Here is a 24,994-nt window from a genome sequence, read left to right as displayed (position 1 = left end):
TCAGGCTGCCTTGTGTTCCTGCACGGCCTGTTCGACGAAGGACACGGCGTCGAGGATCGCCTCGCTCGTCGCGGGCGCGCGCAGCGGCGGATTGACCTTGTGGTCGCCGACGGCCGAGATGGCGTCGCGGATCGCGAGGAACACGGAGAACGGCAGCAGCAGCGGCGGCTCGCCGACGGCCTTCGAGCGGTGGATCGAATCGGCCACGTTGCGGTTGTTGAAGAGCTTCACCGTGAACGCATCCGGGCAGTCGGACACGCCCGGGATCTTGTACGTCGAGGGCGCATGCGTCATCAACTTGCCCTGCGCGTTCCACCACAGTTCTTCCGTCGTCAGCCAACCCATGCCCTGGATGAAGGCGCCCTCGACCTGGCCGATGTCGATGGCGGGGTTCAGCGAGTTGCCGGCATCGTACAGCGCATCCGCGCGCAGCAGCTTCCATTCCCCGGTCAGCGTGTCGATGACGACTTCCGCGACCGCCGCGCCGTACGCGAAGTAGAAGAACGGGTTGCCCGTCATCGTCTTCGGATCCCAGTGCAGGTTCGGCGTCGCATAGAAGCCGTCCGACCACAGCTGCACGCGCGACAGGTACGCTTTCGCCACCAGTTCGCTGAACGGGACCTCGTGGCCGTTCGCGAACACGGTGTCCGCGACGAAGCGCACGTCGGCGACGTCGCCGCCGTACTGTTTCGCGGCGAAGGCGGCGAGACGTTCGCGGATCTGGCGCGCCGCATCCTGCGCGGCCTTGCCGTTCAAGTCCGCGCCCGTCGATGCGGCCGTCGCCGACGTGTTCGCGACCTTGCTCGTGTTCGTCGCAGCGATGCGCACGCGAGTGAGATCGACGCCCAGCTCGTGCGCGACGACCTGCATCACTTTCGTGTTGACACCCTGCCCCATCTCCGTGCCGCCGTGGTTGACGAGGATGGAACCGTCCACGTACACGTGCACGAGGGCGCCGGCCTGGTTCAAGTGCGTCACGTTGAAGGCGATACCGAATTTCACGGGTGTCAGCGCGAGGCCCTTCTTCAGCACGGGACTCGTCGCGTTGTACGCATTGATCGCGTCGCGGCGCGCACGGTATTCGCTCGTCGCCTCCAGCTCGCCCACCAGTTCGTGGATCACGTTGTCGACGACGGGCTGGCCGTACGGCGTGACGTTGCGGTCGATCTTGTCGTAGAAGTTCAGCTTGCGGATGTCGAGCGAGTCCTTGCCGAGGTTGCGCGCGATCTCGTCGATGATGTACTCGATCGCGATGGCGCCCTGCGGGCCGCCGAAGCCGCGGAACGCCGTGTTCGACTGCGTGTTCGTCTTGCCGGCCGCCGCGCGGATGTCGCAGTCGGACAGGTAATAGGTGTTGTCGAAGTGGCAGACGGCGCGCGTCGCCACGGGGCCGGACAGGTCGGCGGAGTAGCCCGCGCGGCTCACCATGTCGACCTTCGCCGCGAGGATGCGGCCCGAGTCGTCGTAACCCACTTCGTACAGGTAGTGGAAGCAGTGGCGTTTACCCGTGACCATCATGTCGTCGTCGCGGTCCGCGCGCAGTTTCACCGCGCGGCCCAGGCGTTTCGCGGCGATGGATGCCGCGGCGGCCCACAACGCCGACTGCGATTCCTTGCCCCCGAAGCCACCACCCATGCGGCGGCACTCGACGACGATGTTGTGCGAATGCAGGCCCAGCGCGTGTGCGACGACGTGCTGCATCTCGCTCGGGTGCTGCGTGGAGCACAGCACGAGCATGCCGTCGTTTTCCTGCGGGATCGCGTACGAAATCTGGCCTTCCAGATAAAACTGCTCCTGGCCGCCCACGTACAACTCGCCCTTCACGCGCAGCGGCGCGCGCTCGAACGCCGTCTCGGCATCGCCGCGCGTCAGGCGCATCGGCGGCAGCACGTACGAGCCGGCGGCGCGGGCGGCCTGCGGCGTGAGGATCGCGGGCAGTTCTTCATAAGTGACCTTCGCCTTCTTCGCGGCGCGGCGGGCCAGGTCGTGGCTGTCGGCGACGACGACGAAGATCGGCTGGCCGATGTACTGCACGAGACCGTCCGCGAGGATCGGGTCGTCGTGGATGATCGGGCCGCAGTCGTTGGTGCCGGGGATGTCCTTCGCCGTCAGCACGGCGCGCACGCCGCGGCTCGCGAGCACGTCGGAAAAATCGACGTCGAGGATGCGGGCGTGCGCCTTGCTGGACAGGCCCAGCGCGGCGTGCAGCGTGCCGCGCACCTCGGCGATGTCGTCCGTGTAGTCGGCCTGGCCCAGCACGTGCAGCCGTGCCGATTCATGGGCTTTGCCGAGGCCGACCTGCTTCCATTCGGCCTTGGTCAGTGCGGGGGATCCTGCGTCGTTCATGTGTGTCTCCTCAAGCCAATGCGGTCGCGAACGGGTTGACCGCGGTGGGCGGCAGGGGGTTGTCCTTGCGCGTTTCGAGCCAGTAGCGGCGCAGCAGGTTCTGCGCCGTCTTCATGCGGTAGGCGCTCGAGGCGCGCATGTCGGACAGCGGCGCGTAGTCCTTGGCCAATGCGTCCATCGCGTCGCGCACGGCCGCTTCGTCCCAAGCGCGGCCGTTCAACACAGCCTCGGCCTGCGCCGCGCGCTTCGGCGTCGCGGCCATGCCGCCGTAGGCGATGCGCGCCTCAACCACGATGCCGTCTTCCAAAGTGAAGGCGAAGGCGGCGCAGACGGCCGAGATGTCCTGGTCGAAGCGCTTGGCCAGTTTATAGGTGCGGAACGCCACGTTCTTGCGCGGCAGCGGCACGCGCACGGCTTGCACGAACTCGCCGTCGCGCCAATCCTTGACCTGGTAGCCGAGATAAAAGCTTTCGAGCGGTATCGTGCGCTCGCCTGCGGGTCCGCGCAGCACGAGTTCGCTGCCGAGTGCGATCAGCCACGGCATCGAGTCGCCGATCGGCGAACCGTTCGCGACGTTGCCGCCCAGCGTACCCGCATTGCGGATCGGGAGCGAGGCGAAGCGCTGCCACAGCTCGCCGAGTTGCGCCTCGTAATGCTTGCAGATCGCGCCATACGCGTCTTCCAGGGAGATGCCGGCGCCGATCTCGAGGAAGCCGTCCTGCTCGCGCACGGTCTTCAGCTCGGCCACGTGGCCCAGGTAGATGATGTCCGTGAGTTCGCGCATCTGCTTCGTGACCCACAGGCCCACGTCCGTGGAGCCGGCCAGGATCGTCGCCTTCGGATGCGCGGCACGCGCGGCAACCAGTTCGTCGAGGGTGCGCGGGGCGTGGAACGTCTGGCCGTCGTATGCGTAGGTGGCGCCCGCGTCGCGCTGCAGCGCACGCAATTGCTGGGCGACGGCGGCACGGTCGAATTCGACGCGCGGCAAGGTCACCATGCGCTTGGCAGCGTCGATGATGGGGCGGTAGCCGGTGCAGCGGCACAGGTTGCCGGACAGGGCGTCGTCGATGTCGCAGCGGCTCGGCTCGCGGCCCTCCTGCTTCAGGTACATGCCCCACAGCGACATCGCGAAGCCCGGCGTGCAGAAGCCGCATTGCGAGCCGTGGCATTCGACGAGCGCTTGCTGCACGGGGTGCAGGTTGCCGTCCTGCTGCGCCAGGTCCTCGACGGTGAACAGCGCCTTGCCGTCCAGGGTGGGCGTGAACTGGATACAGGAATTGACGGAACGCATTTGCAGCTCGCCGTTCTCCAGCGATCCGATGACGACGGTGCAGGCACCGCAATCGCCTTCGGCACAGCCTTCCTTGGTGCCGGTGCAGTGCAGGTCCTCGCGCAGATGCTGCAGGACGGTCTGCGTCGGCGCCACGTCGTTCACTTCATGGACGGCGCCGCGGTAGAAAAATCGGATCGGTGTGGACATCGTTGCCTCGGACGGTGAAAGTGTGCTGACAGGATGCAAGAGTAGCACCGGGGGTCAGGCCTTATATATCTGGATGCCGATTTTGAATATCAGATATTTTCAATATAGAAGGGGCGCGCTGCGCCCGCATGCTCCAGCATGCCCCTCTTGGAGGCGGCACGCAATCCATCCTGGACGCGGCCGAGTTGCGAAACTTGCTATCCTTGGGCTGTCACCGGGAGGCTTCATGGCATTGCACATCGTTCACTTCATCGGACCGATCAACGCGAATTCCGCGTGCACCGTGCGCAACCTGTGCCTGCAGGCCCTGCAAAGCGGCGCGACGGAGCTCGAACTGCACATGTCGACGGAAGGCGGCAACATGACGGCCGGCTTTGCCCTGTACTACTTCCTCAAATCGCTGCCGCTGCCGCTGACGACGTGGAACGTGGGCAGCGTGGAATCCGTCGGCGTCGCCATCTTCCTGGCCGGCGGCAAGCGCTACGCCTGTCCCGGCACGCGCTTCCTCATCCATCCGCTGCACTGGGGCTTCGGCAACCTCGTCGCGGCGGACCACGCCCGCATCTCGGAATGGCGCGACTGCCTCGACTTCGACGCCGAGCGCTATGCCGCCATCTACGAAGACGCCACCCGCGGCGCGCCCGGCGCCCACGACATCCGCTCCTACCTCACGGCTTGCTCCCGCATCTACACGGCCGAGCAGGCGGTGGAGGCCGGCATCGTCCACGCGGCGCGCCAGGCACGGCTGCCGGAAGCGGGCACGACGTCGCACTGGTGGAATTAAGATCGTCATGAAAAACTGACAGTACGTAGTGTCGGTTTGCAACAACAAAGTTAGCCCTAACGTGCCGAACTAGAGTGATTATTCGCGCATTTTCCTTGCGGCAAATTTTCATGGCGCTCTACAATTTATTACAGATTCGTTACCCGGCCGAAACCAACGCCACGGCAGTGTCTCTATAACAAAAACCGTCCACCCGCAGTCTTCAGCAGGTAAATCCCATGAAAAAACGCATCATCGCGAGTGCGCTCGCTATGTCTTTTGCCGTGCCTTGCGCATTCGCGCAGGACGCTTCCGCCGTGCGCATCAGCGGCTTCGGTACCGGCGCCCTCACCTGGACCAACACGGACAAGGCCGAGTTCGGCCGTCCGAACCAGGCCAGCGGCGCGAAGAAGGACGTCACCACCGGCGTCGACTCCAACTTCGGCGTGCAGGCCGACTATGCCGTCAACAGCTGGCTGTCCGTGACGGGCCAGGGCCTGGTGCGCAAGGACGCGCAGGACGACTTCGGCGCCGAGCTGGCCTGGGCGTTCGCCAAGGCCAAGGTCTCGGATGACGTGTCCATCCGCGTGGGCCGCATGGGCGTTCCCGCGTTCATGATTTCCGACTATCGCAACGTGGGCTATGCCAACACGATGCTGCGTCCGCCGGCCGAGATGTATGCGCAGATGCTGTTCAACACGGTCGATGGCGCCGACATCACCTGGCAGCACAGCTATGGCGACACGACGTACACCGCGCAATTTGCTGTCGGCAAGAGCGACGTCGACATCGCCGGCGGCCCGAAACTCGAAGGCCGGCGCCTGACCGCCGTGAACCTCGTGGCCGAGCACGGCCCGCTGACGGTGCGCTTCGGCCGCGTCGACGGTCACCTGAACCTGACCGGATCGCCGTCGCTGACGACGCTGCTGACCTCGCTGAACACGTTCGGCACCGGCTACCACATCCCGCAGGCAAACCAGCTGGCCACGGACATCGACGTGCGCGACAAGAAGGCGTCGTTCACGTCGCTCGGCGCCACGCTGGACTGGAACAACGTCCTCGTGCAGAGCGAGTACGCGAAGCGCAAGACCGACAGCTACGTCAACGACACGACGTCGTGGTACGTCATGGGCGGCTACCGCTTCGGCAAGATCCTGCCGTACTACAGCCACGCCAAGCTGACCATCGACGATTCCGTGCACAACGGCATGCCGGCGGCCTGCCCGGCCGGCTATCCGGCCGCCTGCACGCCGACGATCGCCGCACTGTCCGGCTTCGTCGCCGGCCTGCGCTACACCGGTGTGAGCCAGGGCGAGCAGCAGACCGACTCGATCGGCGTCCGTTGGGACTTCTACCGTTCGCTGGCGCTGAAGGTGCAGTTCGACCACGTGCGTCCGAGCCAGAAGGGTGGCCTGCTGATCAACTCGCAGCCGGGCTTCCATGGCCCCGTCAACGTCGGCGCCGTCGCGCTCGACTTCGTGTTCTGAAAGGGATGTCGATGAAACATCTGATCAAGAGCGGCGTCGCCGCCACCGTACTGCTCCTCGCCCTGCCCGCCATGGCGGAAGTCGTGGTCGTGGTGAATCCGAAAGCCGCCGAGTCGTCGATGACGAAGGACCAGGTCGCCCAGTTCTTCCTCGGCAAATCGACGGCGATGAGCCCCGTCGACCAGCCGGAAAGCGCCCCGATCCGCGCCGAGTTCTACAAGAAGGTGACGGACAAGGAAGCGTCGCAGGTCAAGTCCTTGTGGTCCAAGCTGGTGTTCACCGGCAAGGCCACGATGCCGAAGGAAGCCGCGGACAGCGCCGCCGTCAAGAAGATGGTGGCGAGCGACCCGAAAGCCATCGGCTACATCGAAAAGAGCGCGGTCGACGCCTCGGTGAAAGTCATTTACACACCGTAAGCGTCCCTAACCTCCCTCCCCCCGGTCCGCCGGGTGGAGGGATTTTGAATTTAGAGGAAACGGCATCATGAGCATCAAGCGCAAGATCTGGGCACTCCCCGTCATCTCCACCATCATCTTCGGCCTTGGCGTGGCGGTGTCCGCCAGCATCGCGAACGGCGCCCTGAACTCGATCCACACGACCGAAGCCGTCGACTATCCCGCGCTCGGCACGGCGAAGGCGCTGACGACCGACCTGCAGGGGATTACGGACGGCCTGCGCGATGCCGTGTCCGAAGGCGACAAGAGCCGTGTCGCCCAGATCGGCGACCAGGCGAACAAGGTCCGCGCCAAGCTGGCCGAAGTCGCCAAGATCCCGGGCATGGATGCCACGGGCAAGCGCCTCACGAAAGAATTCGAAGATTACTATGCGCCGGCCCTGTCGTCGGCCAAGATCATGCTCGAACTCGAGCAAGGCGATCCGCAGGCCACGGTACAGCGCATGCAGAGCGCGCTGACGGTGCTGAATGCCGACGTCGCGAAGTTCAACGAGCAAGCCCAGCAGAAATTCAAGGACGGCATCGCGCGCAGCGCCTCGAGCGTGAATCGCGTGTTGTCCGTCACCATCCTCACGGCACTGATCGTGATCGCGACCCTCATCGGCGTGTCGTGGTTCGTCATCCGCACCATCTGGCACCAGCTGGGCGGCGAGCCCGAGTATGCCCGCGAAATCACGCGCGCCGTCGCGGCCGGCGACCTGTCGATGGAAATCCGCCTCGAGAAGGGCGACGAGCACAGCCTGCTCGTCGCGCTGCAGGAAATGCGCACGCGCCTCGCGACGATGGTGGCCGGCATCAAGACGTCGGCCGAGACCATCGCGACGGCCAGCGCCGAGATCGCCAGCGGCAACGCCGACCTGGCCGGCCGCACGGAATCGCAGGCAGGCAGCCTGGAGCACACGACGCGCGCCGTCGAATCGCTGACGGACACCGTCAAGACGAACGCCGCCAACACGAACCAGGCGAACGCCCTCGTCGTGTCCGCCACCGACATCGCCACCCGCGGCGGGGAAGTGGTGGGCAACGTCGTGACCACGATGGGCGCCATCAACGCGTCCGCGAAGCAGATCGTGGAAATCATTTCCGTGATCGACGGCATCGCCTTCCAGACGAACATCCTGGCGCTGAACGCGGCCGTCGAAGCGGCGCGCGCGGGCGAACAGGGCCGCGGCTTCGCCGTCGTCGCGGGCGAGGTGCGCAGCCTGGCGCAGCGCTCGGCCGCCGCCGCCAAGGAGATCAAGCAGCTGATCGGCGATTCCGTCGCGAAGGTCGATGCCGGCAGCGCGCTCGTCGACGAAGCGGGCGCCACGATGGAACAGATCGTCGCGTCGGTGCGCAAGGTGCACGACATCATGGCCGAGATCAGCGTGGCCGGCCAGCGCCAGGCCGAAGGTATCGAGCAGATCGGCCGCGCCATCGACGACATGGACCAGATGACGCAGCAAAACTCGGCGCTCGTCGAGGAAGCGTCGGCCGCGGCGGAATCGCTGGCGGAGCAGACGGAGCAGTTGTCCGGCGCGCTGGCGCAGTTCAAGCTGGCAACCAGCCCCACGCTGGCCCCGTCCGCCGGCCACGCGCGGCTGGCGCTGGCGCGCGGCTGACGCCGCGGCACCCCGGCGCGGGTGCCGCCCAAGGGTGCCGCCACTTCGAGGGCAACGGAAGCCAAGCACCCTGCCCCGATTCGGAGTATGCTTGAATCATCAAGCGCCGTACTGCACGCAGTGACCCATTGCCTGGTCGCGCTGATTCAACGGCAACGCACGGAACCCGGCCGTCGGTGACGGCCACTCGCCGGCACGGCGCGCGTGGTACAGGGTACCGTGCGCCATCTCTGCCTGAAGCGCCAAGCTCGCCGATACCCTTCGCCACGACACCTCGGGGGGTTCATCATGCGACACACTTTGAAAGCAGTCTTCGATCACCGCAGCGATGCCCAGCACGTGCTGGACGAATTGCTCGCTTCGGGCTATCCGAGCACCGACCTGGCGCTTTCGGACACCGACGACGACCACGCGGCAGGCCTTGCCACGTCGATCCGGCACACCGCCGCGCGGCTGCTCGGCGCCCTGCATCACAAGGATGCCGGGACACAGCGCCACGTCGTCACGCTCACCACCGAATCCGATCCGGCGGCCGAGCGCGCCGCCGGCATCATCGCGCATTTCCATCCGGCGGCACTCGAAGACATCCGTGACGAGCCCGTGCCGCGTGCCGCACCGGACAGCGCCCCGATCCGGCGGCGCTATCCGCCCGGCACCGCGCCCGGCGCCCTGCAACACCATCCACGCGAGGACAGCCATTATTTCGGCACCCAGAACGCGTCGGCGCCACCGGCCGGCAACACCTTCCGGGAATCGCTGGGCTCGATCGCGCAATGGAGCGACCCGGACGAGGAGGATCCCCTTGCCTACATTCCAGCCCCGCCGCCTGACCCGCCCCGCGCCGACACGATGCTTGCGAGCGAAGGCGGCGCCGGAGAGGCGTGGGAAGACGTCGAGCCTGTGCTGAAGAGCGACTGGGAACGCAGGCACGGCGACAGTCCGGCGGCGGCGTGGGAAAAGGTCAAGATGGCCGTACGCCATGGCTGGGAGCGGACGAGGCATTGACGATCGTGCGTGCCCGCGACGATCCATCATGAACCCCGTCACATCATTTTTGGTCTGCGTCAGCCTCGGCGTCGGCGCGGCCCTCGTCTACTGGGTCAATCCGCTGCTCGGATTACCGTTCGTCGTGCTGGCCGTGCTCCTCGCGTTCTCGCTGAAGATGGCCAATACGTGGCAAAAATTCGTCATCTTGAGGCTGGGGAAACTCCACAGCGTCAAGGGTGCCGGGCTGTTCGCCATCGTGCCCGTCATCGACAACGTCGTGGCCGTCATCGACGGGCGGATCCAGACGACGGCCTTCAATGCCGAGCAGGCGTTGACGAAGGATACCGTCCCCGTCAACGTCGACGCCATCATCTTCTGGCACGTGCACGATGCCGAGAAAGCCGCCCTGGCGATCACGAACTACCGCGAGGCGATCGACCGTGTGGCCCAGACGTCGCTGCGCGAAATGATCGGCATGTCGATGCTGGCGGCGCTGCTGTCCGAGCGCAAGGAGGCGGACGCGCAACTGAAGGAATCGATCGGCCGCAAGACGGCGCCGTGGGGTATCACCGTCGGGTCCGTGGAAATCCGCGACGTCGCCATCCCCGTCGTCCTGCAGGATGCCATGTCGCGCCAGGCGCAGGCCGAACGGGAGAAGCAGGCACGGGTCATCCTCGGCTCCGCCGAAGCCGCCATCGCCGGGAAGTTCGTCGAAGCGGCCGGCATGTACGCGGGCCATCCGGCCGCCCTGCAGCTGCGGGCGATGAACATCATCTACGAAACGACGAAAGAGCGCGGCGCCACGATCCTGATCCCGAGTGCGATGGTCGACAGCCTGAACCCGTCCGCGGCGCCGGTCTGGCCAAACTTGCAAGCCCCCTCCCCTTGACTTAGAATCGGCCTCTGACGATTCTTGACGGTGATCCTTGGAAACCGTACCACTCTGGGTGCTCATCCTCGCACTCGCTCTGCTGATCCTCTGCTCGGCCTTCTTCGCGATGGCGGAAACCGCCCTGATGGCGGCCAATAAATATCGCCTGCGCCATCTCGCGAAACGAGGCAACCGCGGCGCCATCACCACCTTGTGGCTGCTGGACCGCACGGACAAGCTGCTGTCGCTCGTTCTCATCGCCAACACGCTGATCAATGCGATGGCGACGGCGCTCGTCACCGCGATCGCCATCCTGTTCTTCGGCCACGAGGAAAGCGTGATCACGATCGCGACGGCCGTCGTCGCCTTCCTGCTGATCGTGTTCGCGGAGATCTCGCCGAAGATCATCGGCGCGACGTACCCCGAGCGGATCTCGCTCGGATCCAGCTACGTGCTGCGGCCGCTGATGAAGGTGGCGAAGCCGGCGATCTGGTTCGTCAACCTGTTCGTCAACGTCCTGCTGCGCCTGCTGCGCATCCGCGGCGCGGGCGTCGGGCACGCGGAGGCCCAGCAGCGCCTGTCGCCTGAAGAATTGCGGTCCGTCGTGCTGGAGGCCGGCAGCTACATCCCGCAAAAGCACAAAAGCATCCTGCTGAACCTGTTCGAGCTGGAAAAGATCTCCGTCGAAGACATCATGACGCCCCGCAGCCAGATCGAGGCGCTGAACCTCGCGCTGTCGGTCGATGAGCTCAAGGCGGAGCTGACCACCTGCTACCACAACAAGCTGCCCGTGTACGAAGGCGAGATCAACCGCATCGTCGGCATCCTGCACGTGCGCAAGGCCGTCGCGCTGCTGAACGAGGAAGACGACCTCACGACCGAACACTTCCGCGAACTGTTGACGGAACCCTATTTCATTCCGCAAGACACAGGCGTCTTCACGCAGCTCCAGTATTTCCAGGAAAACAAGGAGCGCCTGGGCATCATCGTCGACGAGTACGGCGAGGTGCAGGGCCTCGTCACGCTCGAGGACATCATCGAGGAAATGATCGGCGATTTCACGACGTCCACGCCGGGCGCGGCGCGCAGCGAGGCGATGGCGTGGAGTGCCCAGGGCGAGGTGCTGCTCGAGGGCACGACGCCGCTGCGCGACATCAACAAGAAGCTCGGCCTCGACCTCCCCCTCGACGGCCCGAAGACCGTCAACGGGTTGCTGCTGGAACAGTTGCAGGAGATTCCGGAATTCCCCATCGCCCTCAAGATCGGCAACTGTGTGATCGAAGTCGTGCAAGTGCAGAACCAGGCCATCAAGGTCGTGAAACTGTTGCGGCCGGTCGCGGTCAAACGCTGGCTCGCAGCCTGATCGGGCTGCATCGGCCCAGCGCCGCCGGTCGCGATCCGGCGGTAAGCCCTTGTTCTTGCACGAGGAATAACGATGTTATCGACCCGGCATTGCGTGTCGGTTACATGCCACTTCGTCCACGTGGTATGTATACCTCTTCCCCCACGACAAACTCTTGACCGATTTGATGCCCACGGGCATCATCAAGACCATCCGCCGGGACCGTCTTCCCGGTCCGGCTTCTTGTCGCCCTTCCGACCTTAACCATATGGCAGCAGTCCTCCCCAACACCACCCCTGGCACCGCGTTGCCCGGGTTGGCGCGTGCCCTGCTGCAGGCCGGACGGCTCACGCCTCCACAAGCGGACGTGCTGCAAAAGAAGGCGTCCGCCGACAAGGCCGGTTTCATCGATACCTTGCTCGGCAGCGGCACCATCGATCCCCGTTCCCTGGCCGCCTTCTGCGCCGAGACGTTCGGCTATCCGCTGCTCGACCTCGCGTCGTTCAGCCCCGACTGCCTGCCCGTCAACGCGATCGACCCGAAGCTGATGCAGGCCCAGCGCGTCGTGGCGCTGGCGCGGCGCGGCAACAAGATGTCGGTGGCGCTGTCCGACCCGACGAACACGCAGGCTCTCGACCAGATCAAGTTCCAGAGCGAATCGACGGTCGAACCGGTGATCGTCGCGCACGACGCGCTGCTCGCGCTGCTGGCAAGCATCGCCAAGACCGCCGACCAGGACTTGAGCGAGCTTGTCGGCGACGAAGGCGACATCGAATTCGCCGACGAGGAACCGCCGCCGCAGGGCCAGGAAGCGGCCGCCGCCGCCGCCGAAGTCGAGGACGCGCCCATCGTGCGCTTCCTGAACAAGGTGCTGATGGACGCCATCAACCTGGGCGCGTCGGACATCCACTTCGAACCGTACGAAAAGCAGTACCGCATCCGCCTGCGCGTGGACGGCGTGCTGCGCGACCACCTGGCCCCGCCGCTGTCGATCCGCGACAAGCTCGTCTCGCGCATCAAGGTGCTGGCCAAGCTCGACATCTCGGAAAAGCGCGTTCCGCAGGACGGCCGCATGCGTCTCGTGCTGTCGCCCACGAAGACCATCGACTTCCGCGTCAGTACCTTGCCCACGCTGTTCGGCGAAAAGACGGTCATGCGTATCCTCGACGCGACGCAGGCCCAGATGGGCATCGACGCGCTCGGCTACGACCCCGACCAGAAAGCGCAGCTGATCGATGCCATCACGCGCCCGTACGGCATGGTGCTCGTGACGGGCCCGACGGGTTCCGGCAAGACGGTGTCGCTGTACAGCTGCCTGAACCTGCTGAACAAGCCGGGCATCAACATCTCGACGGCGGAAGACCCGGCCGAGATCAACTTGCCCGGCGTGAACCAGGTCAACGTCAACGACAAGGCGGGCCTCACGTTCCCCGTCGCGCTGAAGGCGTTCCTTCGCCAGGATCCGGACATCATCATGGTCGGCGAGATCCGCGACCTGGAAACGGCCGACATCGCCATCAAGGCGGCGCAGACGGGCCACATGGTGTTTTCCACCTTGCACACGAACGATGCGCCGTCCACCTTGACCCGCCTGATGAACATGGGGGTGGCGCCGTTCAACATCGCGTCGTCCGTCATCCTGATCACCGCGCAACGCCTCGCGCGCCGCCTGTGCACGTGCAAGCAGCCGCTCGAGATCGGGCGCGACACGCTGAAGGCGGCCGGCTTCCGCGACAGCGACCTCGACGGCGACTGGAAGCCCTACGGCCCGATCGGCTGCGAACGCTGCCTCGGCTCCGGCTACAAGGGGCGCGTGGGTATCTACCAGATCATGCCGATTTCGCCCGCGATCGAAGCGCTGATCCTGGCGAACGGCAACGCGATGCAGATCGCCGCCCAGGCCGAGGCCGACGGCGTGAATTCGCTGCGCCGGTCCGGCCTGTTAAAAGTGAAGCAAGGGCTCACGAGCCTCGAGGAAGTGCTCGGCTGCACGAACGATTAAGGAACCGCTATGGCAACGACATCCGTCCCGGCGCGCCGCGCCGCCGGCACCCAGGTCAAGGAACACATCTTCGCCTGGGAAGGCAAGGACAAGACCGGCAAGACCGTGCGCGGCGAAATGCGCGCCGGCGGCGAGACCATCGTGAACGTGACCCTGCGCCGCCAGGGCATCATGGTCACGAAGGTCAAGAAAAAGGTTTATCGCAGCGGCAAGAAGATCCAGGACAAGGACCTGACTTTGTTCACGCGCCAGCTGGCCACGATGATGAAGGCCGGCGTGCCGCTGCTGCAATCGTTCGACATCGTCGGCAAGGGCCATGCGAACCCGTCGATGTCGAAGCTGATCATGGACCTGCGCGCCGACATCGAGACGGGCACGAGCCTGAACAACGCCTTCCGCAAATACCCACTGTACTTCGACCCGCTGTTCTGCAACCTCGTGGGCGCCGGCGAGCAGGCCGGTATCCTGGAAGACCTGTTGACGCGCCTGGCGATCTACAAGGAAAAGACGCTGGCGCTGAAGAGCAAGATCAAGGGCGCGCTGATGTACCCGTGCGCCATCATGGCCATCGCGTTCATCGTCACCGCGGTCATCATGATCTGGGTCGTGCCCGCGTTCAAGTCGGTGTTCTCCAGCTTCGGCGCCAACCTGCCGGCCCCGACCCTGATCGTGATGGGCATTTCCGACTTCGTCGTGCAGTGGGCGTGGATTATCTTCCCGTCGATCTTCGCGGCGTTGTACTTCTTCTTCCAGACCTGGCGCAGGTCGCTGAAGATGCAGCAGGCGATGGACCGCATCCTGCTGCGCCTCCCCGTGTTCGGCGACGTGATCCGCAAGGCGACGATTGCCCGCTGGACCCGCACCCTGTCGACGATGTTCGCGGCCGGCGTGCCGCTCGTGGAAGCGCTCGACTCCGTCGGCGGCGCGTCCGGCAACAACGTCTACCTGGAAGCGACGAAAAAGATTCAGACGGAAGTGAGCACCGGTACGAGCCTGACGGTCGCCATGCAGAACGCCAATGTCTTCCCGAATATGGTGACGCAAATGGTGTCCATCGGCGAGGAATCGGGCGCGCTGGACGGCATGCTGGGCAAGGTGGCCGACTTCTACGAGGAAGAAGTCGACGAGGCCGTCAAGACGCTGTCGTCGCTGATGGAACCGCTGATCATGGTGGTGCTGGGCGTGCTGATCGGCGGCCTCGTCATCGCCATGTACCTGCCTATCTTCAAGCTGGGGTCGGTGGTCTGATCGGACGTCGATGAGTTGAAGGACTGTGTTACCGGATGCTCATGGAGGACAGCGCTGTCGACCAGTACTTGGTAGCGCTGTTTTTGAATGCCTTGCAAAAGACAGCCGGGCATCGTCAGCGACACGAATACGAGCGCTCCTGCCGCGGCTGTTCGCCTCCTGCGGCCGGCGCCGCCGGCCCCGGAAAGGAGCGCAGCGCCCGCAGGGGGCGACAGGGCGACTGCACTCCATGCGACGCAAAGTGCGCCGACAAGCAACGCCCTCGATCGGTGCGCGGCTGCTTGCGGCGGCTGCGATGCATGTGTTGTTGTTCCGAGCGGTATATTGCTTGTCCGCTTCAGTGTCCATTTGCCGACCAATGGGGCGCGTCGCTGGTTAGTTTCAAGACGCCATAGCCGGCGCCGATAGTCCGACGGTAGTTCTCCACATAGGCTCCTCCTTGTCTCATCGGCAAAGACCACGCCGCTTTTCGGCGAGTATGTCGTGCCGAAAAGCAGGAACTCTGATATTTGGCAAGGAAGCCCGAAAGGAAACGTACGGATTGCGCAGTACGTGGCTGTTCGGGGAGCCTCCACGCATGCGGCCGCTCGGTAAAATCCCTGTAAATCAACGTCATGGGACCTGGCACGACATGCGAAGACGTCCTAGAGCGCATGCCAGGCGCAGCCCGGCTAACCCATCCACCATAGGTAAGACCGTGCGCTACCGCACAGTGCAACCAGGCAATAGCTGATAAGTTCGAACAGCTTGTTGTCAACTGATCGGTTTATCATGCCCTCTTGTCCCGAATGTGGTTCCACGTACGTGCGCCGGGTCGCGCGCACGCCCTCGATGCGCCTGCTGTGGGGCAGCGAGCGCCTGCTGTGCAGCGATTGCGGCGCACGCTCGCTCGTGTTCCCGAAATTGCGTCAGTTCGTGGCGCGCCACCCGAACATCCACCAATTCCTGAAGCGTTTGCCGGACAGCAGCGGCGTCGCGCGCATCATCCCCGAACGTCAACGCTCGTCCTGAGCGCGGCCCGGCCGGTCGAACCCGGCCAGCGCCTCGAATTGCCCGGCCGCGAAGTCGATGAACAGCCGGGTCCGCAATGGCAGGAACTGGCGCGACGGATACAGCAGATATAAATCCTGTGCCCGCGCCGACCATGCTTTCAGCACCCGCACGAGCTCGCCGGCGTCCAGCAGGTCGCGGACCAGCCATGCCGGGCACACGCCGATCCCGCTGCCCAGCACGAGCGCCTCGCGGATCGCCAGCGCATTGTTCACGCGGAAGCGGCTCGCGGTCGGCAAGCGCACCTCTTCGTCCCCGCGGAACAGTTCCACCGTCGTGCCGGGCGTCCAGGCGAAACGCACGAAATCGTGCCCGGATAAATCGTCCGGCACCGCGGGCACGCCCCGCCGCGCCAGGTAAGCGGGTGCCGCCACGAGAAAGCGCGGGACCGTCGCCAGGTGCCGGCCGACGGCATCCGGCGGCAGCGTACCGCCCAGCCGGAACGCCACGTCGACACCCTCCTCGACGAGGTCGACGAAACGATCGTTCAGGATCAGTTCGACGTCGATGGCGGGATGGTCCGCCATGAATTGCTGCACCATCGCATTGATGCGGAACTGGCCCAGCGCGACGGGCGCATTGATGCGCAACAGCCCCGCCGCCTGTCCCGTCATGCCCTGCACGCTGCCCACGGCGGCATCGAATTGCTCGATCACGCGCTTGGCGTCGGCGTAGAAGCGCTGGCCCTGTTCCGTCGGCGCCAGCGCGCGCGTGCTGCGCTCGACCAGGCGCGCGCGCAACTGCCGCTCCAGGTGGGCGAGCGATTTGCTGACGGTGGGCTGTGTCGTGCCGAATTCGCGGGCGGCGGCCGACATGCTGCCCAGCTCGAGGGTCCGCACGAACACGCGCAGCGCATGCAAGGTGTCCATTGATATATTCCAAATTGGAATGAGTAATCCGCAATCCTACCATCTTCATCGGCATTCCAGAATGACCTATCGTGACGGCTCACCCAAGGAGCCCACGATGACCCGACCACCCCTTTCCCACCCGATCGCGGCATTGACCCTCGCCCTCACGCTCGGCGCAACGGCCCGGCACGCATGCGCGGGCGAGCGCTGGATCACGTCCTGGTACGCCGCCCCGCAACCCGCCTGGGACGCCGGCTTTGCGCTGCCGATGAACGTCCCGGCCCAGGTCGATAACGCAACCCTGCGCGAGACCGTCCGCCTCAGTGCAGGCGGCCCGCGCGTACGGCTCGTGTTCTCGAACCGCTACGGGCACGAGCCCGTCCGGCTGGGCGCCGTGCACGTCGGCCCGGCCGACGATCCGGACGCAAGCCGCGCCCTGACGTTTGCCGGCCAGCCCGGCGCGGCCATCCTGCCGGGTGCCACGGTGACGAGCGATCCCGTGACCCTCCCCGTGCGGCCGCTGTCTCGGCTGGCCGTGACGACGTGGCTTCCCGCGCCCACGACCGTCGCCAGCTTTCACTGGGGTGCGCAGCAGACCGTGCGTCTCGCGGCGGGCGATGCAACGCGGGCGGGTCCATTCGCGGAGAGCGCCCGGTTCGGCGGCCGGCTGTTCCTGAATGCCGTGCTCGTCGAGGCACCGGCGGCAGCCCGCACCGTCGTCGTCCTCGGCGATTCGATCACGGACGGCAACGGCTCGACACCGGACGCGGACCGCCGCTGGCCGGACGTGCTCGCCGAACGGTTGGCCCCGCTCGGCATCGCCGTCGCCAACGCGGGCATCTCGGGCGGGCGCCTGGCGCGCGACGGCATGGGACGCAGCGCCCTCGCCCGCTTCGAACAGGACGTACTCGGCCAGCCAGGCGTCACCGACGTCATCGTGTTATTGGGCATCAACGACATCGGCTGGCCCGGCAGCCCGTTCGCGCCGGGCGAACCTCCGGCCACGCTCGATGAACTGGCGGCCACATACCGGCAACTGGCTGCGGCGGCGCATGCGCGCGGCGTTCGCGTGACGGCCGGTACGCTGCCGCCGTTCGAGGGTGCGCTCGCGGGCACGCCCTATGCCGGCCACTACAGCCCGGACAAGGAGCGCATGCGCCAGCAGCTGAACCGATGGATCCGCACGGCCGGCGCGTTCGATGCCGTCGTCGATTTCGATGCCGTCCTGCGCGATCCCGGCCATCCACGCCGGCTGCGCGCCGCGTTCGATTCCGGCGACCATCTGCATCCGGGCGATGCGGGCTACCGCGCGATGGCCGAAGCCGTCGACATCGCGCGGCTGCTACAGTGAGCGGATGCCCAAGTCCAGCCAGCGCACCGACGCCACAAGACGCAGGTTTATTTGGTGCAGGTTTTCCCGCCCACGCCGTGGAAACCCTTCGCTTTCGCGTCGGCCTCCGTCATGTACTCGCCCTTCTTGGTCTTGCCGTAGTACTTGCTGCCCTCGCAGTGGTAGACCTTGCTCGAGCTGTTTGCCCAGACCTTCCCCGAACCGCCGCCGGGCGCCTGCTCTTTCTCGGCCGAAGCCGCTTGCGCGGTCTTGCCGGCCGCCGGCTTGGCCTGGCTCGCCGTGCTCGGGGCGGCGCTCGGACCGAGCGGATTCGGTACGGTCGTCTGGGCAAAGGCCGCGACAGCCGTCAATGCGCCCAACAGGCCTATGAGATATTTTTTCATGATCGCTCCATGTGGTTGTGCTGATTTACCGGCCACGGCCGGCGTCGCATCATATTCGCAGACAACATGTCGAACCGGAAAATAACCAAACCGTAACGTGTGCGCGCCCGACGCCGAGCTAACATTTTATTCATTGTAAATACCCATTACTCATTCGGACGGGGAGACATGGACGACATCTATCCTCTTGCCGCTCCACAATTGCTGGACGAGCGGCCCGGACTGCGCGAGCATATGGCAGACGTGCGGCTGGGCCGTGTCGTATCCACGGCCCCCTTGCCGCCCGGATCGCCCTAGACCGCCATGTCCAAACCGCCGCCCGAGCTCGACGAGATCGCCCCGCTGCTGCGCACCGACGCCGCGGGGACGGTGCGCGACGAGACGGGCACCGCCGATGCATTCCTGTCGCGCCGCTTCATGCTGGGCACCCGCACGTGGGCCCTGCTCGTCCTGCTCGCGCTGTACTTTGGGCCCGGCCTCGTCGGCCACCAGCCGTGGAAACAGGACGAGACCTACATCGCCGACATCGTACGCACCATGCTGACGACGGGCGACGCCGTCGTGCCCCGCATGGCCGGCGAAGCGTTCATGGAAAAGCCGCCGCTGTTCTACTGGGTCGCAGGCGCGCTGGCGTCGCTGACGTCACCCGTGCTCGCCCTGCACGACGGCGCGCGCCTGGCCACGGGCGCCTTCCTCCTGCTGGCTTGCACCGCTCTGGCGCAGTGCGGCCGGCGCTGGGTCGACGCGCAGTACGGCCGCACGACCGTGTTCGTGCTGCTCGCCTGCTTCGGCCTCGCCGCGTACGCGCACCTGATGCTGACGGACACGGCCCTCCTCGCCGGCATCGCGCTGGGCATGGCGGGCCTGCCCCGCTGGCGCACGCGCCCGATCGCCAGCGGGCTGCAGGTAGGCACCGGCATCGGCATCGGCTTCCTCGCCAAGGGCCTGCTCGCGCCCGGCGTCTTCGGCCTGTCCGCGCTGCTGCTCCCGCTGTGCTTCGCGCGCTGGCGCGCGCGTGCGTATGCGCAGACTGTCCTCGTCGCGCTGCTGGCCGCGCTGCCGTGGCTGACGCTGTGGCCGGCCGTGCTGTGGTCCCGGTCGCCGGCGCTGTTCCACGACTGGTTCTGGATGAACAACATCGGGCGCTTCGTCGGCTTCGCCGTGCCCGTGCTGGGGGCGGCGAACGATCCGGGCTTCTGGGCCAAGAACCTGTGGTGGCTCACGTTCCCGGCCGCGCCGCTCGCCGTTGCCGCCCTGTGGCGCGACCGCGCGCTGCTGGCCACGGACGAACGCATGCAGTCGGCCGCCGTATTCGCGGCCGTCATCCTGGGCGTGCTCGTCGCGTCGGCCTCCGCGCGCGACGGCTATGTGCTGCCGCTGCTGCTGCCGCTCTCCCTGCTCGGCGCGCGCATGGCGCTGACACTTCCGCCGTCCATCGAGCGCGTCTGGCGCACTGGCGCGCGGGGCCTGTTCGGCGGCATCGCGCTGGCGTTCTGGTGCATCTGGGCCTACGTCATGTTCACGCGCGATCCGCTACACGTACACGCGCTGTACGGCCTGCTGCCGCCCGCGCCCGACCGCCACATCGGCGTGCTGCCGCTCGCCTGCGCGCTGGCCGCGACGGCGGGCGCGGCGTGGTGCATGGTGCTGCATCCACGGCGGCAGGCGGCGCTGCAGACGTGGGTCGTCGGCCTCACGCTGTGCTGGCTGCTGGCCGCTACCCTGTTCATGCCGTGGGTCGACGCGGTGAAATCGTACCAGCAGGTATTCCGTTCGCTGCAGGCGGCGCGCGGTCCCGCCGCGGGCTGCATGGCCAGCTACGGCCTGGCCGAAAGCGAGCGCGCGATGCTGCACTACTACGAGGGCATCGTCACGGAGCAGCTCGAGACGCGGCCGTCGTCCTCCTGCACGCTGATCCTGCTGGAAGACCCGAGCGGCCGGCTGCCCCGCTGCAGCGACGACGCGTCGTGGCAGCCCGTCTGGGACGGCGCCCGCCCCGCGGACCACGACGAACACTTCTGGCTGTTCCGGCGTCCGCCCGGCGCCGCAACGTGCTCCAGCGAATGACCGGCACGCAAATTGCATTGACTCCCTGCAACGCAATCTTGCGATAGCGACCAGCCGTCCGGCACAACCCGCGTGCGGACGCGACGAACTTTCGGTGCAAATCGGACCCATCCGTCCGGTTCTGGTGCAAATCTGTCGAACATTCGTGGCATTCATGGACATCCAGAACATCAAGATCACCTCCCTTCCCGCGCGCGCCCGCTGGCGCCGCGCCCTGGCCGCGGCCGAACGCTTCGACACGGGCGACCATGCCGCCGGCCTCGGCCGCTGGTGGCTCGACCGCGCCGGCGGCCGCGTCGCGCTGTCGGCCGTGGCCGCACGCTTCTTCGGCACCGACCGCCATCCGAGCCCCGCTGCCTGCCTGGCCCGCATCGAAAGCGAAGACCGCGACGCCGTGCGCACCGTCCTCGACCGCATCGTGGCCGGCGACGGCGGCGCCGAATGCGAATTCCGTGTGCACACGGACGGGCAAGGCCTGCGCTGGCTGCGCCTGCAGCAGGTCGCGATGCCGGGCACCGTCGCGAGCGGCATCCTCGTCGACATCACGGCCGCCAAGCAGGCCGCCGCGCGCGAGCGCTTCAACTTCGCGCTGACACAGTACCTCGTCGGCACCGACAGCATCGACGACGCCGTCGCCGGCATCCTGCAGCTCGTGTGCGAAGAGCTGGGCTGGGAATGGGGCGCGTTCTGGGCGCTCGAGGACGATGCGGGCGCGCAGGCGATGCTGCGCTGCCGCTATGCGTGGCACGCGCCGCGGCAGGCGCTTGCGCCGTTCCGCCGTGCGAGCGGGCGGCTCGGGATGGCGCCCGGCGAAGGCATGATCGGCACCGTCTGGGCCAGCGGCGACGCACGCTGGATCGAAGATGCGAGCGGCACGGCCGACCTGCTGCGCGCGGATGCCGCTCGCGCGTGCGGCCTGCAATCAGCGTACTTCTTTCCCGTGACCTTCGTCGCGTCCGACGGGCGCCTCATGCGGCCCGGCGTGCTGGAATTCTTCAGCGTGCTGCAGCGCCAGCCAGACGCCCAGCTGCCGGGCCTCGCCAAATCGATCTCGGCGATGATCGCCCAGGCCATCGAACGCATGACGCAGCAGGAGCGCATCCGCGTGCGCGCCCAGACCGACGAGATGACGGGCCTCGCGAACCGCGCCCATTTCTACGACCAGCTCGACCGCCTGTGCCGCGACGTGCCGGCCGGCCAGACGTTCGGCGTGCTGTTCGTCGACCTCGACCAGTTCAAGCCCATCAACGACGCGTTCGGCCACGACGCGGGCAACGTCGTGCTGACGGCGTTCGCGCAGCGCCTGCGCACGCTGGCGCCGCCGGGCTGGCGCATCGGCCGACTGGGCGGCGACGAATTCGCGCTGCTGTCCGCACCGGGCGCGACGGCGGACGAACTGGGGCACGTGGCCGAGACCGTGCTGGACGCGGCGCGGCGCCGCTTCGTCTACGGCGAGCACCGCCTGGCGATCTCGGCCAGCATCGGCATCAGCACCTATCCCGAGCACGGCACCAGCACGCGCGAACTGCTGCACGCGGCCGACGCGGCCATGTACGCCAGCAAGCGCAACGGCCGCAACCTGGCCAGCCACTTCAGCGTCGACGGCACGCCGGCCGACGCGGGGCAACGCATCAGCCTGCTGACCGACTTGCACTATGCGATCCGGCGCGGCGAATTCTTCCTCGAATACCAGCCGATCCGCACGAGCACGGACATGGAGATCGACGCCGTGGAAGCGCTGATCCGCTGGCGCCGGCCGAACGGCGAGATCGTGCCGCCGAACGTGTTCATCCCGCTCGCGGAACAGAGCCGGCTGATCGTCGACATCGGCAACTGGGTCGTGCGCCAGGCGTGCCACGACCTCGCGCGCCTGCGCGCGGCCGGCCTGGACGGCGTGCGCGTGCACGTCAACATGGCGGCGCCGGAATTCATCGACGCCGAATTGCCCGAGCGGCTCTCCGGACTGGCTGCGGCGGCCGGCGTCGATCCGCGCCGCATCTGCCTCGAGCTGACGGAAGGCGTCGTCATGAAGCATGCGGACAAGTCGATCGCGATCATGCGCGAGCTGCGCCGGCGCGGCTTCGGCATCGGCCTGGACGACTTCGGCATGGGCTATTCGTCGCTGTCGCTGCTGAAGAACCTGCCGATCGGGTCCCTGAAGATCGACCGCCTGTTCATGGCCGGCGTGCCCTACGACCGCAACGATTGCGCCATCGTCCGCTCGATCCTCGACCTCGGCCGGCACATGAAGCTGCAAGTCGTGGCCGAGGGCGTCGAGACGGACGCCCAGCTGGGCTACCTGCGCCAGTTCGGCTGTCCGCTCGTCCAGGGCTGGCTGCCGGGCCGGCCGGTGGCGCTCGCGCGCCTGTTCGACCTGATCGCGCAGCCGCAGGCCGCTTGAGCACGGGCGCCGTCAGTGCACGGCGATGGCGGATATCTCGACGGCCGCGTCCTTCGGCAGGCGCTGGACCTGCACGGTGGCGCGGGCCGGCGGCTTGTCCTTGAAGTACGTGCCGTAGACGGCGTTCAGCTTCGCGAAGTCGTTCAAGTCCTTCACGTAGACCGTCGTCGACACGACGTTATCGAGCGTCATGCCGGCGGCGGCGAGCACGGCCTTCAGGTTCTCGAACACCTGCGCCGTCTGCTCCTCGATGGTGCCGAGGTTCGTCTGTCCCGTCTTCGGGTCGATGGGGATCTGGCCGGCCAGGAACACCATGCCACCGGACCGTATTGCCTGCGAATACGGGCCGACGGCGGCCGGCGCGTCCTTGCTCGCGACCACTTCTTTCTGCGGCACGGACGTCGCGCCATGAGCCGCACCGAGCGGCAACGATGCAACGAGGGCAATGCCCAGGCAGTGCTGGATCTTCATGATGTTCCTTTCGTTATCGTGGACGGGGGAACGACGGAAGGCAGCGCGGCGCCCACCATCCGGCCGGAGGGAAGCACGGAACAACTGGCAGGCACCACCGCGCCCGCCCAGTCTAGCGGGCGTAAGTACGCCGTCAAACCACAGAACGCATAGGGCCAGGAATACCACACTTTCGGCCACGGTTGCGTGGGCGCCTCATGGTGCTGCCCAAAGGACGGGAAAACCCCTAGAATAGTTGATTCACGGAATCAGCCACCCTTCGGAGCATCATGTCACCGGATTTCCTGCTCTTCGCCGCCCCAGCGACCCTCGCCGCGACGCTCGCCGCCCTTCTGTTCGGCCTGTTGATCGGCAGCTTCCTGAACGTGGTCGTGTACCGCCTGCCCGTCATGGCGCAGCGCGAACTCGACAACTACATCGCGCACGAAGCGGGCAAGGACTTGCCGCATCAGGACCGCTTCAACCTGATGGTGCCCCGTTCCGCCTGCCCGCACTGCGGCCACCAGATCACGGCGCTGGAAAACATACCCATCGTCAGCTGGTTGTTCTTGCGCGGCAAGTGCAGCGCGTGCAAGGCGCCGATCTCGCCCCGCTATCCGATCGTTGAAGCCGTCACGGGCCTCCTGTCGGCCGTGCTGGTCTGGCATTTCGGCAGCGGCTGGCTGGGCCTGGCCAGCCTTGTGTTCGCGTACTTCCTCATCGCGATGACCCTGATCGACTACGACACGAAGACGCTGCCGGACGATCTCACCTTCCCCCTGCTGTGGCTGGGTCTGCTCATCAACCTGGACGGCACGATCGTCCCGCTGCGCGACGCCGTCATCGGCGCGATGGCCGGCTACATGTCGCTGTGGGCCGTGTACTGGCTGTTCAAGCTGGCCACCGGCAAGGAAGGCATGGGCTACGGCGACTTCAAGCTCTTGGCCGCGCTGGGCGCGTGGATGGGCTGGGCGATGCTGCCGACGATCATCATCCTGTCGTCCGTCGTGGGCGCCATCGCCGGCATCAGCCTGATCGTGTTCGCGCGGCGCGACCGCAACAATCCGATCCCGTTCGGACCCTATCTCGCGGCGGCTGGTATGATCGCGCTGTTGTACGGCATCCCGCTCACCCGCTACGCGCAGGGCTTCCTGGCCGTCTAGTCACGGCCGGGCCCGACGATCGCATGGAATCTTCCGGCCAGACAGTGTCCAAATCTCACCCCGGCCCCCGCTTCGCGGTGGGCCTCACCGGCGGCATCGGCTGCGGCAAGACGACCGTGGCCGACCTGTTCGCCGCCCGCGGCGCCGCCGTCATCGACACCGACCAGATCGCCCACAGCCTGACCGCGCCGCACGGCGCCGCGATGCCGGCGCTGATCGACGCGTTCGGTCCCGACTACGCCACCGCCGACGGTGCGCTCGACCGCGCCCGCATGCGCGCCCTCGTGTTCTCCGATCCCGGCGCGCGCGCGCGCCTGGAAGCCATCCTGCACCCGCGCATCCGCGATGCGACGGCGGCCGCGGCGTTGCTCGCGGACGGCCCGTACACGATCTTCGTCGTACCGCTGCTGATCGAATCGGGCACGTGGCGCGAGCGCGTCGCGCGCGTGCTCGCGATCGATTGCTCGGAAGCGACGCAGGTCGCACGCGTGATGGCGCGCAATGGCTTGGCGGAAGAGCAGGTGCGCGCGATCATGGCCGCGCAGGTGACGCGCGCGCGCCGCCTGGACGAAGCGGACGACGTGATCGTCAACGACGCCGGCATCGACGCCCTGCTGCCGCAGGTGGAGCGCCTGCACCGGTTTTATCTTGACGAAGCGGCAAGATTGGCAGAGCAACCCAGCCAGCGTTTGTAATT

The 24,994-nt window shown here is 66.5% G+C and carries 20 protein-coding genes; 15 read left to right on the top strand and 5 right to left on the bottom strand.

Features of this window, described 5'->3' with window-relative positions; all coding sequences use genetic code 11:
• Together xdhB and xdhA are read right to left on the bottom strand one after the other, a co-directional pair.
• On the bottom strand, positions 1-2,346 hold the full coding sequence (gene xdhB / locus HAV22_RS17490) for a xanthine dehydrogenase molybdopterin binding subunit (RefSeq protein WP_166860733.1): 2,346 nt from the start codon (positions 2,344-2,346) through the stop codon (positions 1-3).
• A 10-nt stretch (positions 2,347-2,356) separates the two neighbouring features.
• The gene (gene xdhA / locus HAV22_RS17485) at positions 2,357-3,826 is read right to left on the bottom strand and encodes a xanthine dehydrogenase small subunit (RefSeq protein WP_166860731.1); all 1,470 of its coding nucleotides are present in this window, start codon (positions 3,824-3,826) and stop codon (positions 2,357-2,359) included.
• A 226-nt stretch (positions 3,827-4,052) separates the two neighbouring features.
• Here xdhA and HAV22_RS17480 point away from each other — a divergent pair, with 226 nt between their 5' ends.
• The 10 genes from HAV22_RS17480 (at position 4,053) to HAV22_RS17435 (ending at position 15,592) form a co-directional block, all read left to right on the top strand.
• Complete coding sequence (locus HAV22_RS17480; protein WP_166860729.1) at positions 4,053-4,610, top strand: ClpP family protease; 558 nt, start codon at positions 4,053-4,055, stop codon at positions 4,608-4,610.
• Between the two features lie 218 nt (positions 4,611-4,828).
• A complete protein-coding gene (locus HAV22_RS17475; protein ID WP_166860727.1) occupies positions 4,829-6,076 on the top strand; it encodes a hypothetical protein in 1,248 nt (415 codons plus the stop codon).
• Positions 6,077-6,087: 11 nt separating this feature from the next.
• On the top strand, positions 6,088-6,492 hold the full coding sequence (locus HAV22_RS17470; protein WP_166860726.1) for a type 2 periplasmic-binding domain-containing protein: 405 nt from the start codon (positions 6,088-6,090) through the stop codon (positions 6,490-6,492).
• A gap of 67 nt (positions 6,493-6,559) precedes the next feature.
• The gene (locus HAV22_RS31680) at positions 6,560-8,131 is read left to right on the top strand and encodes a methyl-accepting chemotaxis protein (protein WP_166860725.1); all 1,572 of its coding nucleotides are present in this window, start codon (positions 6,560-6,562) and stop codon (positions 8,129-8,131) included.
• 288 nt (positions 8,132-8,419) lie between these two features.
• Positions 8,420-9,136: a hypothetical protein gene (locus HAV22_RS17460; RefSeq protein ID WP_166860724.1), complete on the top strand. Its 717-nt coding sequence runs from the start codon at positions 8,420-8,422 to the stop codon at positions 9,134-9,136.
• A gap of 28 nt (positions 9,137-9,164) precedes the next feature.
• Entirely contained in the window at positions 9,165-10,007 is an 843-nt protein-coding gene (locus tag HAV22_RS17455; RefSeq protein ID WP_166860723.1) for a slipin family protein, read from the top strand.
• Between the two features lie 37 nt (positions 10,008-10,044).
• Positions 10,045-11,352 (top strand): HlyC/CorC family transporter, encoded by a 1,308-nt coding sequence (locus HAV22_RS17450; protein ID WP_166860722.1) that lies wholly within the window; start codon positions 10,045-10,047, stop codon positions 11,350-11,352.
• Positions 11,353-11,599: 247 nt separating this feature from the next.
• Complete coding sequence (gene pilB / locus HAV22_RS17445; protein WP_166860721.1) at positions 11,600-13,333, top strand: type IV-A pilus assembly ATPase PilB; 1,734 nt, start codon at positions 11,600-11,602, stop codon at positions 13,331-13,333.
• Between the two features lie 9 nt (positions 13,334-13,342).
• Positions 13,343-14,581: a type II secretion system F family protein gene (locus HAV22_RS17440; RefSeq protein ID WP_166860720.1), complete on the top strand. Its 1,239-nt coding sequence runs from the start codon at positions 13,343-13,345 to the stop codon at positions 14,579-14,581.
• A 771-nt stretch (positions 14,582-15,352) separates the two neighbouring features.
• Positions 15,353-15,592: a hypothetical protein gene (locus tag HAV22_RS17435; RefSeq protein WP_166860719.1), complete on the top strand. Its 240-nt coding sequence runs from the start codon at positions 15,353-15,355 to the stop codon at positions 15,590-15,592.
• Here HAV22_RS17435 and HAV22_RS17430 read toward each other — a convergent pair.
• Entirely contained in the window at positions 15,577-16,500 is a 924-nt protein-coding gene (locus tag HAV22_RS17430) for a LysR family transcriptional regulator (RefSeq protein ID WP_166860718.1), read from the bottom strand. The two genes, HAV22_RS17435 and HAV22_RS17430, sit on opposite strands and share 16 nt — an antisense overlap.
• A 97-nt stretch (positions 16,501-16,597) precedes the next feature.
• On the opposite strand from HAV22_RS17430, the gene HAV22_RS17425 reads away from it, so the two are divergent.
• The gene (locus HAV22_RS17425; protein WP_166860716.1) at positions 16,598-17,833 is read left to right on the top strand and encodes an SGNH/GDSL hydrolase family protein; all 1,236 of its coding nucleotides are present in this window, start codon (positions 16,598-16,600) and stop codon (positions 17,831-17,833) included.
• A gap of 47 nt (positions 17,834-17,880) precedes the next feature.
• Here HAV22_RS17425 and HAV22_RS17420 read toward each other — a convergent pair whose 3' ends face one another.
• The gene (locus HAV22_RS17420) at positions 17,881-18,216 is read right to left on the bottom strand and encodes a sunset domain-containing protein (RefSeq protein WP_166860468.1); all 336 of its coding nucleotides are present in this window, start codon (positions 18,214-18,216) and stop codon (positions 17,881-17,883) included.
• 303 nt (positions 18,217-18,519) lie between these two features.
• On the opposite strand from HAV22_RS17420, the gene HAV22_RS17415 reads away from it, so the two are divergent.
• Positions 18,520-20,283 (top strand): ArnT family glycosyltransferase, encoded by a 1,764-nt coding sequence (locus HAV22_RS17415; RefSeq protein WP_166860714.1) that lies wholly within the window; start codon positions 18,520-18,522, stop codon positions 20,281-20,283.
• 154 nt (positions 20,284-20,437) lie between these two features.
• Positions 20,438-22,684 (top strand): putative bifunctional diguanylate cyclase/phosphodiesterase, encoded by a 2,247-nt coding sequence (locus HAV22_RS17410; RefSeq protein WP_229421297.1) that lies wholly within the window; start codon positions 20,438-20,440, stop codon positions 22,682-22,684.
• Between the two features lie 12 nt (positions 22,685-22,696).
• Here the strand turns inward: HAV22_RS17410 and HAV22_RS17405 are convergent, their stop codons facing one another.
• Entirely contained in the window at positions 22,697-23,155 is a 459-nt protein-coding gene (locus HAV22_RS17405) for a RidA family protein (protein ID WP_166860710.1), read from the bottom strand.
• 269 nt (positions 23,156-23,424) lie between these two features.
• Here HAV22_RS17405 and HAV22_RS17400 point away from each other — a divergent pair, with 269 nt between their 5' ends.
• Both HAV22_RS17400 and coaE read left to right on the top strand, forming a co-directional pair.
• The gene (locus tag HAV22_RS17400; RefSeq protein ID WP_166860708.1) at positions 23,425-24,297 is read left to right on the top strand and encodes a prepilin peptidase; all 873 of its coding nucleotides are present in this window, start codon (positions 23,425-23,427) and stop codon (positions 24,295-24,297) included.
• Positions 24,298-24,341: 44 nt separating this feature from the next.
• Complete coding sequence (coaE, locus tag HAV22_RS17395) at positions 24,342-24,992, top strand: dephospho-CoA kinase (RefSeq protein WP_371869672.1); 651 nt, start codon at positions 24,342-24,344, stop codon at positions 24,990-24,992.
• Positions 24,993-24,994: the final 2 nt, after the last annotated feature.

The sequence above is a fragment of the Telluria antibiotica genome (assembly GCF_011682055.1).
GTDB classification, from domain to species: Bacteria; Pseudomonadota; Gammaproteobacteria; order Burkholderiales; family Burkholderiaceae_D; genus Telluria; species Telluria antibiotica.
Note: the sequence above shows the minus strand (reverse complement) of the source record. Positions and strands in the feature narration are given on the sequence as shown.

Coding starts and splice junctions, on each gene's coding strand:
- HAV22_RS17440 (WP_166860720.1), top strand. CDS start 13,343: ATGGCAACGACATCCGTCCCGGCGCGCCGCGCCGCCGGCACCCAGGTC.
- HAV22_RS31680 (WP_166860725.1), top strand. CDS start 6,560: ATGAGCATCAAGCGCAAGATCTGGGCACTCCCCGTCATCTCCACCATC.
- HAV22_RS17400 (WP_166860708.1), top strand. CDS start 23,425: ATGTCACCGGATTTCCTGCTCTTCGCCGCCCCAGCGACCCTCGCCGCG.
- HAV22_RS17420 (WP_166860468.1), bottom strand. CDS start 18,216: ATGAAAAAATATCTCATAGGCCTGTTGGGCGCATTGACGGCTGTCGCG.
- HAV22_RS17410 (WP_229421297.1), top strand. CDS start 20,438: ATGGACATCCAGAACATCAAGATCACCTCCCTTCCCGCGCGCGCCCGC.
- HAV22_RS17430 (WP_166860718.1), bottom strand. CDS start 16,500: ATGGACACCTTGCATGCGCTGCGCGTGTTCGTGCGGACCCTCGAGCTG.
- HAV22_RS17460 (WP_166860724.1), top strand. CDS start 8,420: ATGCGACACACTTTGAAAGCAGTCTTCGATCACCGCAGCGATGCCCAG.
- HAV22_RS17435 (WP_166860719.1), top strand. CDS start 15,353: ATGCCCTCTTGTCCCGAATGTGGTTCCACGTACGTGCGCCGGGTCGCG.
- HAV22_RS17415 (WP_166860714.1), top strand. CDS start 18,520: ATGTCCAAACCGCCGCCCGAGCTCGACGAGATCGCCCCGCTGCTGCGC.
- pilB (WP_166860721.1), top strand. CDS start 11,600: ATGGCAGCAGTCCTCCCCAACACCACCCCTGGCACCGCGTTGCCCGGG.
- HAV22_RS17475 (WP_166860727.1), top strand. CDS start 4,829: ATGAAAAAACGCATCATCGCGAGTGCGCTCGCTATGTCTTTTGCCGTG.
- HAV22_RS17480 (WP_166860729.1), top strand. CDS start 4,053: ATGGCATTGCACATCGTTCACTTCATCGGACCGATCAACGCGAATTCC.
- HAV22_RS17425 (WP_166860716.1), top strand. CDS start 16,598: ATGACCCGACCACCCCTTTCCCACCCGATCGCGGCATTGACCCTCGCC.
- HAV22_RS17455 (WP_166860723.1), top strand. CDS start 9,165: ATGAACCCCGTCACATCATTTTTGGTCTGCGTCAGCCTCGGCGTCGGC.
- HAV22_RS17405 (WP_166860710.1), bottom strand. CDS start 23,155: ATGAAGATCCAGCACTGCCTGGGCATTGCCCTCGTTGCATCGTTGCCG.
- xdhB (WP_166860733.1), bottom strand. CDS start 2,346: ATGAACGACGCAGGATCCCCCGCACTGACCAAGGCCGAATGGAAGCAG.
- HAV22_RS17470 (WP_166860726.1), top strand. CDS start 6,088: ATGAAACATCTGATCAAGAGCGGCGTCGCCGCCACCGTACTGCTCCTC.
- xdhA (WP_166860731.1), bottom strand. CDS start 3,826: ATGTCCACACCGATCCGATTTTTCTACCGCGGCGCCGTCCATGAAGTG.